This is a genomic window from Oribacterium sp. FC2011, from assembly GCF_000701645.1.
Lineage (GTDB): Bacteria > Bacillota > Clostridia > Lachnospirales > Lachnospiraceae > Oribacterium.
The window spans coordinates 71,684-89,100 of record NZ_JNJM01000017.1; the positions used below are offsets into that span (position 1 = coordinate 71,684).

Consider the following 17,417-nt stretch of genomic DNA (forward strand, 5'->3'; position numbering starts at 1 on the left):
AGTAATACAGAAAAGGCAGGTGAACCGAAGCCTGGGGACAGATCAAAAGAAAGCATCGAAAAGTCTTCCGAAGAGGATTACGAGGAAGACGCCTTCGAAACAAGTGATGATACTTCTGAGGATGATTTTGATGAGCCTTATGAAGAACCTGAAGAAGGCTGTAATTGGGAAGACGATTGGGATGAGGACTGGGCAGAACCCGAGACAGCTGAAAGCCAGCCTGAAACATCAACTGATACAGTTAATGTTCCTGATAAACAGCCGGATACATCAGATGATGCCATTGATGTTTCTGATAAACAGCCGGATTCTGAAATCAGACCTTCTGCCGGGAAGGCATCAGATTCCTCAAATGAAACAGAACAACCCGCTGACAACTCTGTTGAAGATCATTCTGTTTCCTCAAAATCCGGCTACTATATGCCTGAAATCAAACCGAACCCGACTGAGAAGCCCCGCCGCGGTCTGAAGGGCTCACACCGCCCGCATCATAAAATCGGAAAGGAGGATGCATAAATGATGAAACCAAATGCCTGGGGCTACTGCATCCGCTCCGGTTTTAAAAACATGGGTCACAACTTCCTTTTTTCTGCGGCCTCAACGGCAACTATAGCCGCCTGTATTTTTCTTTTTTGCCTTTTCTTTGCCATCGTTTCCAATGTTCAGAACATGGCACAAAATGCGGAAACCACAGTAGGTATCACCGTCTTTTTCAATGATGATGCATCTCCCGAAACTGTACAGTCTGTGGGACAGGCCATCATAGAAAGAGAAGAAGTTAAAAGCGCACATTATACTTCTGCTGAAGATGCATGGGCTGAATTTAAGTCGGATTATTTTGCCAACAACGAACTTCTGGCTCAGGCTTTTGCCGAGGACAATCCTCTGGCAGGCTCCCAGAGCTACGAGTTATTCCTTAACGATATCGATGATCAAAAGGCCATAGTTGACTGGTTGTACACTTTTGATTCAGTGAGGCAGGTCAACTATTCCAATGCAGCCGTAAAGGGACTGAGTACCGTAAACAACATCATTTCCTCCCTTAGCCTCATCATTATAGGCATACTTTTGGCAGTTTCGGTGTTTCTTATTTCCAATACAATCACAGTCGCTGCCCGATTCAGAAGAAGAGAAAATGAGATCATGAAAATGATCGGAGCCACAAACTTTATGATCCGTCTGCCTTTCCTTGTGGAAGGAGTGGTTCTCGGTTTTGTCGGATCAGTCATTCCTTTGATAGGAATGTACTTTATTTATGAAAAGGCTGTTACATATGTGAATGATCACTTCTTAAGCATTAGCACACTTTTTGCACCTATACCTATCACAACGATCTTCCCTATGATGGTAATCATCGCCCTGGGTCTCGGCGTGGGAGTAGGCTTTATAGTTTCATTTTTCACCATAAGAAAGTCCTTAAGGGTATGAGAAAAAATTATTTTAAAAAAATACAACTGCTGCCACTTGCCCTGGCACTGTCTCTCTGTTTCACCACCGTGCCTAACCTTGCGGCAGAAAAAGAAAAGCAGTCCATAAACAACTCAAAGCAGAAAATAGATGAGAATAAAGCAAAGATAGATACATTGGAATCGGAGCAGAAAAAGGTCAATGAAAAAATCAAAGATCTTGAATCATTAAAATCAGATACTGCAGCTTATATCAAAGCTCTGGATCAGGACATGGCCGAAGTGACCAATGAGCTTATAACCATCAACAATTACATTACACAGAAACAGCTGGATATTGAGTTCACACAGGATCAGCTTGCAAAAGCCACCCAGTCAGAATCCGACCAGTACGCCAGCATGAAACTTCGCATCAAATTCATGTATGAGAAGGGTGATACCAATTTCATTGATATGATCCTGAATGCAAAGAGCTGGTCTGACCTTCTTAATAAAGCAGAGTACATCAGCAGGATAACGAAATATGACAGGGATAAACTTGCAGAATATGAGTCCACCCGCCAGCTTGTAAGCGACACCCAGACTCAGCTTCAGGCAGAAAATGCCCAGCTTTTGGACCTGCAGAATCAGGAGGTTGCAAAGCAGCAGAGTCTCCAGGCTCTTCTTGACCAGAAAAATCAGGAACTGGCCGCCTACAAGGAAAAGATCTCAAATGCCCAAAGTGAGATTGCGAGTCAGCAGAGCAAGATAGATGACCTCTATGAGGATATCAGTGCCCAGGAGGCCAATATCGAAGCCATGGAGCGGGAGATAGAACGTCAGGAAGAGGAGGCCCGCAAGAAAGCCGAAGAAGAGGCCAGAAGAAAGGCTGAAGCCGAAGGCAGGGATCCTGACAGTGCAAAATCAGATTACAAATCAAGAACCATGACCGGCGGATTCACCTGGCCGGTTCCAAGCAGCGGAAGAATCTCCAGCGGTTACGGCGACAGAGAATCTCCCACAGAGGGCGCAAGCTCCAACCACAAGGGCATCGACATCGCAGCTCCCAGCGGCTCCAATGTCATCGCTTCAGCAGCAGGCACGGTGGTCATTGCCACCTATTCCGCAAGTGCCGGAAATTACGTCATGATAAGCCATGGAAGCGGCACTTACACTGTTTACATGCATATGTCCAGCCTCAATGTTTCCGAAGGTGATGAAGTGTCCCAGGGCGAAAGCATCGGATCTGTCGGATCAACAGGATACTCAACCGGACCACACCTGCACTTTGGCATACGTAAAAATGGTTCCTATGTAAATCCGGAAAATTATCTGTGATAATTCAGCTCCCACTTGAGACTACGCAGGTGGGAGCTTTTAATTCCATTTTTCCATAAAATGAATTTATAAAAATTTTCTTTGTATAAAAGTCCGGGGCAACATATAATATCCTTTATGCAAAACGATAATAATATAAATAATCAACCAGAAAATCAAAACGAAACTACGCAGAAAATCGAAAAACCCAAAAGACATTTATTTGGAAATTTCGACTTTGTTTACGGCTTCCTGCTTGGACTTTTTATCATGTTCACCATAGGAGGCAGTACTTTTTATGTGTATTTTTTCGGCATCCCGCCTTTTATCAATGATTACCTTAATCACAGAGGTTCCGGTAATGCTTACCTTTCTCTGGCGAGTGCTTCAGAACTTAAGTCAGGGGATAAAGGTACAGCTTTGGAAACCACTGTCGCAAGTGAAACGGCCTCTGCCGAAACCGGCAATTCAACTGTCGTAACCGGTTCCATCGATATGGCGGCTCTTGCCAGAAAGCTTGGCATTCTCCAGACTCTTATAGATCAGAATTATCTGTTCCCTGAAGATCCAGGAAAAGCTGAAACATACATCTATAAAGGTCTTCTTGCCTCACTCACAGACGAGGATCCTTATGCACACTACTATAGTGTGGAAGAGATGAACGATCGGAAATCCAAACAGAACGGAACCTATTACGGAATAGGTGCCATAGTTCATCAGATGGAGGATACCAATGAGTGTATCGTTATCGAAGTATATCCGGGAAGCCCTGCCGAAAATGCCGGAATGCAGATCGGAGATATACTTTACAAGGTTAACGGCATAGACATTTCCGACATGTCCCTTTCCTATGTGGTCCAGAATATGATTCAGGGTGACAAGGGCACCTCTCTCGATTGCGTTGTAAAGAGAGGTGATCAGGAAGTCTCCATGCGTATCACAAGAGGCGATGTGGAAGTTCCTAAGGTAACCAGCGGAACTCTGTCCCGACTTGGCATATCCATCCCGGATTCTGTCATTTCAGGTTCCGGAACCCAAGGTCTTTCAGCAGATGAAATAGGCTATATGTCCTTCGGAAACTTCTACAGTACAGAAGGAAAGCAGGCTAAGGCAGCCCTTGACAAGCTTATCAACGAAGATCAGGTTAAAGCACTTATCATTGACCTTAGGGGCAATACAGGTGGAGACATTGAGATTGCTTCATCGCTGCTTGACTATATACTTCCTGATAACCTGACAACCTTCACTGAAGGAAACAAGGAATTCCAGCAGGGTAAGACTCTTTTTGCCTATACAAGAAACAAAAACGGAAAAGGACAGGAGTGGTACGCAAACGACGGTCACGAGATAAACATCCCCATCATCATTTTGCAAAACCAGAATTCAGCTTCTGCAGCAGAGCTTTTCTCAGGCTGTCTTCATGACTATGGTGTCGCAAAAGTCATTGGCACCACCTCCTACGGTAAGGGAATAGTTCAGACAGTGACCACACTTGCCGACGGTTCTGCCGTTGAGTTCACAACCCATTACTACTACATACCATCAGGGCTCAACATCCATAAGGTAGGTATAGTTCCTGACATCGAGATCCAGCTTGGCAGCACAGCTGATGAGTACATGGTTTCCCTGGAGGATGACCTTCAGATGAAGAAGGCCATCGAAGTCCTGGTAAATGGTAACTGAACCGAAAACCTGCTATAGTTTTATGATCCATGATCATCATCGGATCGATTCTGAAAATTTTTTTACTGAAGTGCCGACATAAAAAAGGCGGCGGAATGGAGATAAAAATGAGAATAGGTACAGGCTATGACGTACATAAACTGGTTCCCGGAAGAAAGCTTATCCTTGGCGGAGTAACAGTGCCTTACGAGCTTGGACTTGACGGTCACAGCGATGCGGACGTAATCGTACACGCCATCATGGATGCTCTTTTAGGCGCTGCTGCATTGGGAGATATCGGTCAGCATTTCCCTGACAATGATCCTGCATATAAAGGTGCAGATTCCATAAAGCTTTTGAAGGAAGTTGGAAATATCCTGAAGAAAGAAGGATATAAAGTTGTAAACATCGATTCCACCATCATTGCTCAGAGACCAAAGCTCATGACCTTCCTTCCGGAAATGAGGAAGAATGTTGCCGATGCCCTCGGTCTTGATATAAATCAGGTTTCCATAAAAGCCACCACAGAAGAGCATCTCGGCTTCACCGGAAGAGGTGAGGGCATCAGTTCACAGGCTGTGGCGCTGATAGAAAATTTGTAAACCAAAAAAGAGCAGGCGATTTTTCGCCTGCTCTTTTTAAATCCTCAACTTCAACTTCTGCGGGATGCAGTTCAGTGTAAAATCCTTCTGCTTTCCGATGGACTCACCGTCCACGTGGGCGGGAAGTGCCTCTGTCATGTGAATCTCTGCCGACTTGCAGCGATAGAGATGAACCCCGGTACGGGTCACATGAAGCCCGAAAATACTTGAGAACAGAATGATATACCAGCGCCACTTCTGCTTGGTGCTGACTATACATACATCAAGCCAGCCATCATTACCACTGGCACCCGGGCACACCATGTATCCGCCGTCATAAGGATGAACGTGACAGGAAATGAACAAAACGTTGTTAAATTCATGCTTTTTCCCATCCAGGATAACATACCCCTTTGTGGGCTTTGTTCTGAAAAGCTCCCTCATAACCGTTCTCACATAGTTAAATCTCTGAATACGGTCAAGCTTTTTCTTCTGCTTTTCACAAGCGCACTTTTCATCATAAAGATCAAGAAAGATGGCTGCATCAAGTCCTATTCCGGAGCTGACAGCAAACCTTCTGTTCATGGAAGAGCAGTTTAACACTCCGTAGTCCAGAAGTACCTCATCCGAATCATTAAAAAGTCTTTTCAACTGTGCTTTCAGGTTATATTTCCTTCGGAAGGAACGGGCCACATCATTGTCAGCGTTTGTGGGAATGTAGGCGAGGGAAATATTATCTCCATCCATATTTACTCCGTCCACAACTTCATTGAAAGTTCCCTCACCACCTATGACAGTAATGGTTTTTGTTTCCTGATCATCTGATAATCTATGTGCATAATCACGGGCATCCCCGGTTTTTTCTGTTATATAAGCCTCAAAATTTTCGGCATTTTCAGTCTTTTTAAGATATCTGAGAACCTTATCCCAGATTATACGTCCACGACCATTGGTAGCCGCAGGGTTTACAATAAAATAATACATTTGTCCTCCAAGCTATAACTAACAGAGAGTATAGCATCGAAAAATCTGTTCATGTATAAAAAGACTATTAAATAAGTCGAAATTCAAACTTCAAATAAGCAACACAAAAAATACTTTGATTAGACACAAATTGAACACAGAAAGTAAGTATGATACACATTATCAAAGGAAATTACTCAAACTGTTCCCACGGATTTTCCGTCATATGTTAGGGGCAGTAACATCCATATACAGTAGCATTCACGGGTAGGAGGAAAAAATGAAACGAATAGCTGGAATCATTGCAGGAGCTCTTTTATTCGGCGTTGTAGCCGGCGCTTCAATGGTTGGAGTAAATATAGCTGCTCAGCATGCAGGAATTGCATATCAGAAATCAATTAATGCTGTCAACGAAACAGCTCCTGCCGGAGGGGAACAATCAAATACACCGGTTGAAACAGAATCCACGCCGGTTACTACAAGTACACCATCAACTATTCAGACTGCACCGGTCAGTTCGTCATTTACAAGTGTGACTGAGGTTGCAAAGAATGCCATGCCATCAGTTGTGGCAATAACAAATATGGTCAAGTATCGTCAGAATGGCTACTCTATATTCGGAAACTATCAGAGTTACGAAACTGAAGTGCCTGCCAGCGGTTCGGGTGTGATAGTGCAGAAGACAGACACAGAGCTTCTCATTCTTACAAACAATCACGTGGTTGAGTCCTCTGAGTCTCTTTCCGTAACCTTTATAGATGACGAGTCAGTTGATGCCGTTGTAAAGGGAACAGATGCAGCCGCAGATCTGGCTCTTATCGCAATAAAGCTTGAAAACATCCCTACAAAGACAATGGAAGCTATTTCCGTCGCAACTCTCGGTGACAGCGATCAGCTGGAAGTAGGAGATCAGGTAGTAGCTATCGGTAATGCTCTCGGCTACGGTCAGTCAGTTACCACAGGTATCATCTCAGCAAAGGACAGAGACGTTGCCACAAGCAAGGGCACATCTTCAGGTCTTCTTCAGACCGATGCTGCAATTAACCCGGGTAATTCCGGCGGCGCTCTTATCAATATGAAGGGTGAGGTTATAGGCATTAACGTTGCAAAATACACCTCCACATCCATAGAAGGCATGGGCTATTCCATCCCTTCCTCAAAGGCAAAGAAGATCGTTGATTCACTTTCTTCTCTTGAGACACGTGAGGAGATCCCTGAATCAGAGAGAGGCTACCTCGGCATCATGGTAAAGAACATTGATGCTCAAACAGCCGAAAGCTTCGGAATGCCTCAGGGTGTATTTATCTATAAGTTCATCGAAGGCTCAACAGCTCAGAACGAAGGACTTCAGGAAAAAGACATTATCACCGCAATGAATGGTCAGGGAGTAACGAACTTTACAGATCTATCTTCAATCCTTGCAAAATATCGTGTGGGTGAAACAGTAACTCTCACTATTCAGAGACCTAACGGTGACAAGTATGACGAGCTTAATGTTAACGTAGTTCTGGGCCAGTCACCATCCTCAAATAATGCTTCCTCTGACGGACAGAAGGAGAGTATCGATCCTTTCGCAAGAAACAACGGTGAGTCAGGAAATGATGGCAGTAGCCAGAATTCCGAAAACTACTCTATGGACTCCGATGAGTTTTGGAGAACCTTTGAAGAGTTCTTCAATGAGTATCAGTAATAATAAGTAATCTACAGCCGGAGGGCATCAATTGAAAAACGAGTCGCTGTGACAAGTTTTTCAATTGATGTCCTCCGGCTTTGTCTTGTTTATTATTGACGCAAAACCGCTTAAATACTAAAATAAACTTCATGTAGCCTGCGGGGAGATTCGCTTTATAAGCGTAAAACCGTGCCTTGGAGGCAAAGGAGATATTATGAAGATTTTTAATTCGATGTCACGCATGAAGGAAGAATTTAAACCCATAGAGCCGGGAAAGATCCGCATGTACGTCTGCGGCCCTACGGTTTACAATTTCATTCATATCGGAAACGCCCGTCCCATGATCGTCTTTGATACCTTCAGAAGATATATGGAATATCAGGGTTATAAGGTGACCTACGTTTCCAACTACACTGATGTAGATGACAAGATTATAAAAGAGGCTAATGAAGAGGGCGTTGAGTGCTCCGACATTACCAAAAGATATATAGCAGAAGTTGAGAAGGATATGGCTGACTTAAATATCGAGGAGGCTATCCATCCCCGTGCCACAGAAGAGATTCAGGGCATGATCGACCTTATCGATACTCTTGTTAAAAAGGACAGTGCCTATGTTGCAAAGGACGGAACCGTTTACTTCGATACAACATCATTTAAGGATTACGGCGAACTCAGCCACAAAAACATTGACGAGCTTCAGTCAGGTTTCCGTGATCTGAAGGTTTCCGGCGAGGACGGCAAGAGAACTTCAACAGACTTCGTTCTCTGGAAGCCAAAGAAGATGGGAGAGCCTTACTGGGAGTCACCATGGTGCGAAGGCCGTCCGGGCTGGCACACAGAATGCTGCGTTATGGCTCCCAAGTACTGTGGTGGACGTCTTGACATCCATGCCGGCGGCGAGGACCTTATTTTCCCTCATCATGAGAATGAAATCGCCCAGTATGAGGTGGCTCACGGCGAAAAATTCGCAAATTACTGGATGCACAATGCATTCATAAACATTAACAACCAGAAGATGTCCAAGTCCCTGGGCAACTTCTTCACGGTCAGAGACATTACTTCACAGTATGATCCACGTGTTCTCAGATTCTACATGCTGAGCGCACACTATCGTAATCCGCTTAACTTCTCAAGGGATCTTATGGACAGCGCCAAGACTTCTCTCGAGCGTATACAGACTGCCATCGAGCGTCTCCGTGAGCTTAGCGCAAAGTTAACCGGCAGCGACATGACCGCAGCCGAGCTTGAGACAGTAAAGAGCGTGGACGCACAGCAGGATATGTTCAACCAGAAGATGGATGATGATCTCAATACTGCCGATGCCATCACAGCCATCTTTGAGCTTGTAAAGATTGCCAATGTTTCTGTCACAGAAGAAAGCACCAAGACATTTGCAGACTACGTACTCGAGAAAATTGAGCTCCTTATGAGCGTTCTCGGAATCAAGACAGTGGTAGCAAAGGATGATCTGGATTCAGATGTTGAAAAGCTCATCGAAGAGCGCCAGGCTGCACGTAAGGCTAAGGATTTTGCAAAGGCTGATGAAATAAGAGATAAGCTTCTCGAAATGGGCATCGTTCTCAAGGATACCCGTGAGGGCGTTAAGTGGAGCAGAGCATAATGTCCATGACAGAATCTTTTATCAAACTTTACAAAGAAAAACTTGATCTTAAGGCGGTGGATGTCCAAACAACATCCCCGCTTATTCTTGCGTATATCGGGGACTGCATCTATGATTTCGCAGTCAGGGAGTATGTGGTCACCCATTTCCCCGGTTCCATCAATGCCATCAACCGGAAGAAAACCGAATTTGTTTGCGCCCATGCCCAGTCAGAGATTATGGGGTACATAATCGCAAAAGAAATACTGACTCCGGAAGAAATGTCTATCTACAGACGAGGCAGGAACCAGAAGTCCGTAACCCACAGTAAGAACAGCTCCATCCAGGAGTACCGTCGCGCCACAGGTTTTGAGGCCCTTATCGGGTATCTGTATCTGACAGAACAGTACGAACGCCTGCTGGAGATTGAAGCCATGGGCATCCATCATCTCCGGGAATTGCATGACAAATACGGGAAGATTAAACATGCTGAAAAGACAGAGATTTCCGAGCCTGATAATGTTTCCGAAGAATCTTAAAGTTGTCAAATTGGTTGGGCTTGGTATTTTACCAACAAATATTCAAACCAACATATAAATTATTAACTTTTGAAAGGTCTATATATGAGAGACGAACAATTTACCATCATCGGCAGAAATCCGGTTATCGAAGCCTTCCGTGCAGGAAAGACAGTTGACCGCCTGTTCCTGCAGGATGGTGTTCATGACGGTCCTGTTTCCACCATCATAAGAGAAGCAAAGAAAGCCGGTATCAAGCCGGAATTCGTTAAAAAGGAAAGACTCGATGAGATTGCCGGTCAGGGTTCACACCAGGGTGCCATAGCTTATCTTGCAGCTTTCCACTACAGCACAGTTGAGGAAATACTTGACTATGCCAGGGAGAAAAATGAAAGCCCGTTTCTTTTTATTCTGGACGGAATAGAAGATCCTCACAATCTCGGTGCCATGATCCGTACGGCTAATCTTGCAGGCGCACACGGCGTAATCATTCGCGAAAGACGTGCTGTGGGACTCACCTCAACAGTTGCCAAAACTTCAGCCGGTGCCCTGGAATACACAAAGGTTGCCAAGGTTACAAATATCGGTCAGACCATCGAAGATCTGAAAAAGGAAGGACTTTGGTTTGTTTGTGCCGATATGGATGGCGAGCAGATGTATAAGCTGAACCTGAAAGGTGCCATCGGTCTCGTTATCGGAAATGAAGGAGAGGGCGTATCACGACTCGTAAAGGAGAAGTGTGACATGGTAGCCTCCATTCCTATGTTCGGAAACATTGATTCCCTCAATGCTTCTGTGGCCTGCGGTGTTCTGGCCTATGAGATTGTGCGTCAGAGACTTAACGGATAAGGTATAAGATACCAAGCATAATAGGAGCTATAAAAGCCGGGTATGTTTCCCGGCTTTTATTTTGCGAAAAAAAAGGGTATTCTAGGGGAGACATTTATTTTATTCCGGAGAATTTACGGAAACTCTCCGGAAGTTAACAGCGGAAAGTGATTTATCATGGAAATATCAGGTAAAACCAAAATGATCTGCCTCCTGGGCAGTCCTGTAGCTCACAGCCTTTCTCCTGCTATGCATAACGAAGGCTTTAAGCAGCTTGACCTTGACTACTGCTACCTTGCATTTGATGTAAAAGAGGGGGAGCTCAGCGGCGTTCTTGACAGTTTCAAGAAGATGGGAGTGAGAGGCTTTAACCTCACCATGCCCCTTAAAACAGAAGCGGTATCCCTTTGCGACAGACTGAGTACAGCCGCAAAGATTGCTGAAAGCGTAAATACCGTGGTCATTGAGGATGACGGAACCGTCACAGGACACACCACCGACGGAATCGGTTTTACGGAGTCAGCGAGACAGGCCGGGGTCGATTACATTGGCAAAAAAATCACCCTGCTGGGAACAGGCGGCGCCGGAATCGCGGTACTTACCCAGCTTGCACTTGACGGTGCCGGTGAGATTTCTGTTTTCGAACGCGCCGGAAGCAGATTTAAAGACAGAACAGCGTCAACCATCAGAAAGATACATGAGTCTACTTCCTGCAAGGTCACGGTCTATGATTACGAGGATGATGTGATGAAACGGGAGATTTCTGAATCTGTGCTCCTCATCAATGCTACAAACGTTGGTATGGCACCGAATCCGGAAGGAAATCTCATAAAGGATGCTTCCTGGCTTACGGACAGAGCCTCCGGAATGAATGAGAAACTTACGGTTTCCGATGTCATATACAACCCACGGAAAACAAAGCTTCTTGAAATGGCAGAGGAGTGTGGACTCAATGCTTTTAACGGCATGTACATGCTACTTTACCAAGGGGCTGCTGCCTTCGAGCTCTGGACCGGAAAGAAGATGCCGGTGGAGATCGTGAAGGAAAAATACTTTGATATATGACTTAGGCGAGGAAAACTATTAGTAACAGCTCCACCAAGGCATGACTATAATATTGTTGCCTTAGGATTGACTGCATTCTCGAAAAACAGCAAAGTAAGTCAACCGGAGAAACGGGATCATCTTTAAAATCTAAATAAACTTTGATTTTTATTAAATATGTTGATTGAACGATTACAACTTTTACACTAATTTTTCTTCATTAAGCATAATTTTATCTAAAACAGGAGGAAACCAAAGTGACAAACCCTCAGACCCTCGAAAAACTGAAGAAAAAGAACATTGCCCTCATCGGCTTTATGGGAGCAGGAAAATCCACGGTTTCCTCTTGCCTTAAAGACATGCTTGGAATGACAGAAGTGGACACTGATGCGGAAATTGTCCGTTGTGAAGGCATGCCCATAAAGGAAATCTTCGAAAAGCACGGTGAAGACTATTTCAGAAAATGCGAGAGCGAGGTCATCCTTGACCTCCAGAAATCAAGCGGCATCATCATTTCCTGCGGAGGCGGAGCGGTTCTTCGTGAAGAAAACGTCACAAACCTGAAAAAGGGAAGCATCATAGTTCTTCTTACCGCAACCCCCGAAACCACCCTCGAAAGAGTTAAGGATTCAGGCGATCGCCCAATCCTCAACGGCAACATGAATGTTGATTTCATCCGGAGCCTGCAGGAGAAGAGAAGTGCAAAGTACGAAGCTGCTGCGGATATCATCATCTCAACAGACGGAAAGACCGTTCAGGAGATCTGCGAGGAATTGGTGCAGGCTGTTGTGAAACCCTGACGATCCAGCCGGCAATGGTTCGCGAAGAGCTTGGTCGGCTCTTTTCCCCACCATCCGGAGTTATTGGAACCACTGATTGACCTTAAAACTCAGAATTCAGAATATAAGTCAATGTAACCTGCCATTTAGGATGACCTAAATCCTGATTGCCTGAAATTGAGTCAATGTAACCTGCCATTCAGGATGACCTAAATCCTGATTGCCTGAAATTGAGTCATTATAACCTGCCATTTAGGATGACTCAAATCCTGATTACCTGAAATTGAGTCAATGTAACCTGCCATTCAGGATGACCCAAATCCTGATTACCTGAAATTGAGTCATTGTAACCTGCCATTCAGGATGACCTAAATGCTGATTACCTGAAATTGAGTCAATGTAACCTGCCATTCAGGATGACCCAAATCCAGATTACCTGAAATAAAGTCAATATAACCTGCCATTCAGGATGACTCAAATGCTGGTAACCGGAATATGGGTCAATGTAATGCCTTGTTCACTGCGAAAATATGGCATACCGGCTGAACTGTTTCGGTCCACCGGCTGAACTTTATCAATTTTTCAACTGTATATTGACATTGACATGTCCTTATGCTAAATTTAGTAGGTTCTCACATGAGAGAGCAAATGCTGGTATAGCACAGTCGGTAGTGCGTCGCATTGGTAGTGCGGAGGTCACCGGTCCGATTCCGGTTACCAGCTTTTTTATTGCATAAAGCCCGATCGCAAACCAAATGCGACCGGGCTTTTGTATTTCTACGATACTCATCCGAAAAATCACTTTTCCAATGCCTTCTCGTCCCATACCGGGACATCTACCCCTACTACAGCTGAGGTAAACTGTGTACCATCCTTCGCTTTGAAGTGTTCCTAGGCCTTTTTAATGAAGTATTATTTTGTATGCAAATGATCTATATCTCAACACGTTCCTTAAAATCCCATAGAAACCCACTATTTAAACCGTTATAATCATATATGGCATTGCCTAAAATTAACGAAAGAGAGCTTTACCAATGAATAAACAACAACTTGCAGCAAAGATATGGGCATCCGCAAACGAAATGCGTTCAAAAATAGAAGCCAACGAATATAAGGACTATATTCTTGGCTTTATCTTTTATAAATACCTTTCGGACAAAGAAGAGCAGTGGCTCTACGAAAGAGGCTATGATGCTGATAGCATTAAAGATTATGTAAATGAAGAAGCTGAAGATCAGTATTCCAGCAAATCCAGTGCACAACAAAGCCTCGGTTACTTTATAGCTTACAAGGATCTTTTCTCAACCTGGATACATATGGGATCGGATTTCTCTGTTGATAATGTCAGGACCGGTCTTTCATCATTTAACCGTCTGATCTCACCATCCCACAAGAAGGTTTTCGAGGGAATATTCAACACTTTGGAAACCGGTCTGTCAAAGCTCGGTGAAAATACAAAGTCCCAGACTAAATCGGTCAGTGACCTGATTCAGCTTATAAACGACATCCCTATGAACGGTAAACAGGACTATGACGTTCTTGGCTTCATATACGAGTATCTTATTTCAAACTTCGCAGCAAACGCCGGCAAAAAAGCCGGAGAGTTCTATACTCCCCACGAAGTTTCTCTTTTGATGTCTGAAATTATTGCAGATTACCTGAAGGGCAGAACTGAAATCAAGATTTATGACCCCACGTCAGGTTCAGGAAGCCTCTTGATTAACATCGGTAAGACCGCATCAAAGTATATCGAGGATCCAAATCGAATAAGATATTACGCTCAGGAGTTGAAGGCCAATACTTATAACCTTACAAGAATGAACCTCGTTATGCGGGGTATCCTTCCTGACAACATTGTCACAAGAAATGGTGACACTTTGGAAGAAGACTGGCCTTACTTCGACGAATCTGATCCCCAGGGAACTTATGAACCACTTTATGTTGATGCAGTGGTCTCAAATCCTCCATACTCTCAAAGGTGGGATCCTTCAGGAAAAGAAAACGACGCCAGATATGCAAGATACGGTGTTGCGCCTAAATCCAAAGCAGACTATGCTTTCCTGCTTCACGACCTGTATCACCTTCAGCCGGATGGAATCATGACCATCGTTCTTCCTCACGGTGTTCTTTTCCGAGGCGGTGAAGAAGGTGCTATAAGAAAGAATCTGATAGAGCAGAATAACATTGACGCTATCATTGGACTTCCTGCCAATATCTTCTTCGGAACCGGAATACCTACCATCATCATGGTTCTCAGGCAGAAAAGAGAAAACACCGACGTTCTTATCATTGATGCTTCGAAGAACTTTACAAAGGAAGGTAAAAATAACAAACTTAGGGCTTCCGATATACGAAGAATCGTTGATGCAGTAAAGGAACGTAAGTCCATCGATAAATATTCCAAGGTTGTAAGCCGTGAAGAAATCCGTGCCAATGACTATAACCTTAACATCCCTCGTTATGTCGATTCTTCTGAGGCTGCCGAAAGCTATGATATTTATGCATCCATGTTTGGTGGGATTCCGGAAAAGGAGCTGGAAGAGTTTGAGGCTTACTGGAAAGTTTTCCCATCTTTGAAGGCTGAGCTTTTCTCAGTCGAAAACGGATATCTTGATTTAAAGGCAGATGATATAAAATCTGCCATCAGAAATAATGCAGAAGTTAAACAGTTCCTTGATGCCTATGCAGAAGCATTTGCAGATTTTGGAAAGTATATGGACGGAGCTCTGATTGATAATGCAGAGACATTATCAATAGCTAAAACTGAAGAGCTGGTCGCTTCAAATATCTTCAAGCGCTTTGAAGATGTTGCGCTCCTTGATCCTTATTCCGCTTATGAGCTTTTTGAAGCAAAGTTTACTGAGATTTCAGGAGACCTTGAAATCATTCAGACCGAAGGAATGTCAGCGGTAAAGATCGTTGATCCGAACATGGTTATAAAGAAAAAGAATGGCAAGGATGCCGAAGTGCAGGAAGGCTGGAAGGGTCATGTTCTTCCATTTGAACTCGTTCAAAACATATGCTTACCGGAACAGAAGGCAGAGCTTAAGAACATGCAGGAAAAGCTTGCCGAAATCCCATCGTCATATGACGAACTTCTTGAGTCATTAAGCGAAGAAGATAAAGAGACTGTATCTGATGCACTGAATGAGACAAATGATGCTTTTGTGATAAAGAACATAAAGGGAATGATCAAAATTCTGAAAGCTGATGCATCAACGGACACTCGTCTCATTGAAATCCTTCGCAAGGCAGAAGAACTGAACACAACAGAAAAGAATCTGAAAGTAAAAATCAAAGAAAATGATGAAGTACTGCATCTTGAGACTAAACGGGTAATAGAAAACCTCTCGGATGAGCAAGTTTATATGCTTCTTCATGAGAAATGGACAAGTCCTGTAATCACAGGGATCATGAAACTGTCCGGTGAGATGCTGGATGGATTCACCAAGAATATAGAGAATCTTTCTTCCAAATACGCTATCACCATGAGCGATCTCGAAAAAGATATCCACGAAACCGAAATATCTCTTTCAAAAATGCTTTCAGAATTAACCGGTTCTGCTGCTGATATGAAGGGAATCGAAGAACTGCAACTGTTACTGGGAGGAGCAGTCAATGAATGAAAGAAAAATTCCGAAAATAAGATTCAAAGGGTTTAGCGATGATTGGGAACAGCGTAAGTTATCCGGGTTATGTGAAAACATCACTGTTGGCATAGCTAATTCTGCCACACATGCCTATACGGATGATGGCATTGTAATGTTTAGAAATCAGAATATTAAAGAGAATTATCTCGATGATTCTGATGTAATTTTTATTGATGAAGAGTTTGAAAAGAAATATGTAAACAAGCGATTAAAGGCAAATGATTTATTGGTTGCACGAACCGGATATCCAGGAACTGCATGTGTGGTTCCTGAAAAATACGAGGGTTCACAGACATTTACAACTTTAATTGCTAGATTAAAAGAAGGAACTAATCCTTTTTATGCATGCCAATATATTAATTCCGATTACGGAAAAAAGTATTTCTTAGCGACTCAAATTGGTGGTGGTCAGAAAAATAGTGGAGCAGGTATTTTGGAAGATTTTCCGATGATATTACCGCCTACTATTGAGGAGCAGGAACGGATTGCTAATTTTTTAAAACATTTTGACAACCTTATCACCCTTCATCAACGTAAGCTTGATAAATTAAGGATCGTCAAAAAATCCATGCTTGAAAAATGTTTTCCTAAAAATGGTGAAAAAGTCCCCCAGATCCGTATTGGCGGCTTTACTGATGATTGGGAACAGCGTAAGTTGGGTGAAGTATTTGAAGAATACTCCGAAAAGAACCATGAAGAGCTTCCGGCACTCACAATAATTCAGGGCGGCGGAACCATTTTAAGAGAAGAATCTGACCGAGCTTTACAATATGATAAGTCGAGCTTATCAAACTATAAAATGGTGAGGAAAGATGACTTTATAGTTCATCTCAGATCCTTTGAAGGCGGATTAGAAAAAGCCAATACTGATGGCATAATAAGCCCAGCCTATCACACTTTTCACGGTGATAATACTGATAGCAGATTCTATTATCCATTCTTCAGGTCAAGACGGTTTATTGATGTCTTATTGAAGCCGCATGTTTATGGTATTAGGGATGGTAAAAGTATTGATATTGAGGGAATGAAATCTATTATGATTCCGGTTCCTTCTTACAATGAGCAGAAGGCAATCGGGGGATATATTGAGACTCTCGACAACCTTATCACCCTTCATCAACGTAAGCTTGATAAGTTAAGGATTGTCAAGAAATCCGTGCTTGCTGATATGTTTGTTTAAAAATAAAACTAAAAAATCATTTTTCAACAGGTATTTCTAAAGTGTATTTTATGATTTTATACATCGTAAGTCTGATTACAACGATTTACGATGTATTTTTTATTTTGGGTAATCATTAGAGCTCACAAAAAGCATATATTTCCTGGGAACAGCGTAAGTTTGGGGAACTCTATAAAAAGTCGAGTGAAAAGAACGATGGCAGCATCAGTATGGATAAAAACATAACTGTTGCCACGAT

General features: G+C 43.4%; 13 protein-coding genes and 1 tRNA gene. 13 read left to right on the top strand and 1 reads right to left on the bottom strand.

What is annotated here, in order from left to right:
* Positions 1-519: 519 nt before the first annotated feature.
* The 4 genes from T357_RS0113790 (at position 520) to ispF (ending at position 4,966) form a co-directional block, all read left to right on the top strand.
* A complete protein-coding gene (locus T357_RS0113790; protein WP_031553807.1) occupies positions 520-1,428 on the top strand; it encodes a cell division protein FtsX in 909 nt (302 codons plus the stop codon).
* The gene (locus tag T357_RS0113795) at positions 1,425-2,723 is read left to right on the top strand and encodes a murein hydrolase activator EnvC family protein (protein ID WP_031553810.1); all 1,299 of its coding nucleotides are present in this window, start codon (positions 1,425-1,427) and stop codon (positions 2,721-2,723) included. The genes T357_RS0113790 and T357_RS0113795 overlap by 4 nt, the downstream gene beginning before the upstream one ends.
* A 279-nt stretch (positions 2,724-3,002) precedes the next feature.
* Positions 3,003-4,385 carry a S41 family peptidase gene (locus T357_RS19385; RefSeq protein WP_197027353.1) on the top strand — a complete coding sequence of 461 codons (1,383 nt, stop codon included), beginning with the start codon at positions 3,003-3,005 and terminating at the stop codon, positions 4,383-4,385.
* A 107-nt stretch (positions 4,386-4,492) separates the two neighbouring features.
* Positions 4,493-4,966: a 2-C-methyl-D-erythritol 2,4-cyclodiphosphate synthase gene (ispF, locus tag T357_RS0113805; RefSeq protein ID WP_031553816.1), complete on the top strand. Its 474-nt coding sequence runs from the start codon at positions 4,493-4,495 to the stop codon at positions 4,964-4,966.
* A gap of 36 nt (positions 4,967-5,002) precedes the next feature.
* Here ispF and T357_RS0113810 read toward each other — a convergent pair whose 3' ends face one another.
* Complete coding sequence (locus T357_RS0113810; RefSeq protein ID WP_031553819.1) at positions 5,003-5,929, bottom strand: diacylglycerol/lipid kinase family protein; 927 nt, start codon at positions 5,927-5,929, stop codon at positions 5,003-5,005.
* A 259-nt stretch (positions 5,930-6,188) separates the two neighbouring features.
* Here T357_RS0113810 and T357_RS0113815 point away from each other — a divergent pair, with 259 nt between their 5' ends.
* The 9 genes from T357_RS0113815 to T357_RS20450 all read left to right on the top strand — a co-directional run bounded on the left by T357_RS0113815 (position 6,189) and on the right by T357_RS20450 (position 17,179).
* Positions 6,189-7,598 carry a S1C family serine protease gene (locus tag T357_RS0113815; protein WP_044917011.1) on the top strand — a complete coding sequence of 470 codons (1,410 nt, stop codon included), beginning with the start codon at positions 6,189-6,191 and terminating at the stop codon, positions 7,596-7,598.
* A gap of 196 nt (positions 7,599-7,794) precedes the next feature.
* Positions 7,795-9,201, top strand: coding sequence for a cysteine--tRNA ligase (gene cysS, locus T357_RS0113820; RefSeq protein ID WP_031553825.1), 1,407 nt, complete (start codon positions 7,795-7,797; stop codon positions 9,199-9,201).
* Positions 9,201-9,719: a Mini-ribonuclease 3 gene (locus tag T357_RS0113825; protein WP_242840119.1), complete on the top strand. Its 519-nt coding sequence runs from the start codon at positions 9,201-9,203 to the stop codon at positions 9,717-9,719. The genes cysS and T357_RS0113825 overlap by 1 nt, the downstream gene beginning before the upstream one ends.
* An 84-nt stretch (positions 9,720-9,803) precedes the next feature.
* Complete coding sequence (gene rlmB / locus T357_RS0113830; protein WP_031553830.1) at positions 9,804-10,547, top strand: 23S rRNA (guanosine(2251)-2'-O)-methyltransferase RlmB; 744 nt, start codon at positions 9,804-9,806, stop codon at positions 10,545-10,547.
* Between the two features lie 156 nt (positions 10,548-10,703).
* The gene (aroE, locus tag T357_RS0113840) at positions 10,704-11,591 is read left to right on the top strand and encodes a shikimate dehydrogenase (protein WP_031553832.1); all 888 of its coding nucleotides are present in this window, start codon (positions 10,704-10,706) and stop codon (positions 11,589-11,591) included.
* Positions 11,592-11,827: 236 nt separating this feature from the next.
* The gene (locus T357_RS0113845; protein ID WP_242840120.1) at positions 11,828-12,370 is read left to right on the top strand and encodes a shikimate kinase; all 543 of its coding nucleotides are present in this window, start codon (positions 11,828-11,830) and stop codon (positions 12,368-12,370) included.
* 629 nt (positions 12,371-12,999) lie between these two features.
* Positions 13,000-13,072, top strand: a tRNA-Thr gene (locus T357_RS0113850).
* 311 nt (positions 13,073-13,383) lie between these two features.
* Positions 13,384-15,975, top strand: a complete 2,592-nt coding sequence (locus tag T357_RS0113855) for a type I restriction-modification system subunit M (protein WP_031553836.1) — start codon at positions 13,384-13,386, stop codon at positions 15,973-15,975.
* Positions 15,968-17,179 carry a restriction endonuclease subunit S gene (locus T357_RS20450; protein WP_049962439.1) on the top strand — a complete coding sequence of 404 codons (1,212 nt, stop codon included), beginning with the start codon at positions 15,968-15,970 and terminating at the stop codon, positions 17,177-17,179. Before T357_RS0113855 ends, T357_RS20450 begins: the two co-directional genes overlap by 8 nt.
* Positions 17,180-17,417 lie beyond the last annotated feature (238 nt).

Excerpts from the sequence above, each read along its gene's own strand:
- T357_RS0113790 (WP_031553807.1), top strand. The coding sequence starts at position 520 with ATGAAACCAAATGCCTGGGGCTACTGCATCCGCTCCGGTTTTAAAAAC.
- T357_RS0113795 (WP_031553810.1), top strand. The coding sequence starts at position 1,425 with ATGAGAAAAAATTATTTTAAAAAAATACAACTGCTGCCACTTGCCCTG.
- ispF (WP_031553816.1), top strand. The coding sequence starts at position 4,493 with ATGAGAATAGGTACAGGCTATGACGTACATAAACTGGTTCCCGGAAGA.
- T357_RS0113810 (WP_031553819.1), bottom strand. The coding sequence starts at position 5,929 with ATGTATTATTTTATTGTAAACCCTGCGGCTACCAATGGTCGTGGACGT.
- T357_RS0113815 (WP_044917011.1), top strand. The coding sequence starts at position 6,189 with ATGAAACGAATAGCTGGAATCATTGCAGGAGCTCTTTTATTCGGCGTT.
- cysS (WP_031553825.1), top strand. The coding sequence starts at position 7,795 with ATGAAGATTTTTAATTCGATGTCACGCATGAAGGAAGAATTTAAACCC.
- T357_RS0113825 (WP_242840119.1), top strand. The coding sequence starts at position 9,201 with ATGTCCATGACAGAATCTTTTATCAAACTTTACAAAGAAAAACTTGAT.
- rlmB (WP_031553830.1), top strand. The coding sequence starts at position 9,804 with ATGAGAGACGAACAATTTACCATCATCGGCAGAAATCCGGTTATCGAA.
- aroE (WP_031553832.1), top strand. The coding sequence starts at position 10,704 with ATGGAAATATCAGGTAAAACCAAAATGATCTGCCTCCTGGGCAGTCCT.
- T357_RS0113855 (WP_031553836.1), top strand. The coding sequence starts at position 13,384 with ATGAATAAACAACAACTTGCAGCAAAGATATGGGCATCCGCAAACGAA.
- T357_RS20450 (WP_049962439.1), top strand. The coding sequence starts at position 15,968 with ATGAATGAAAGAAAAATTCCGAAAATAAGATTCAAAGGGTTTAGCGAT.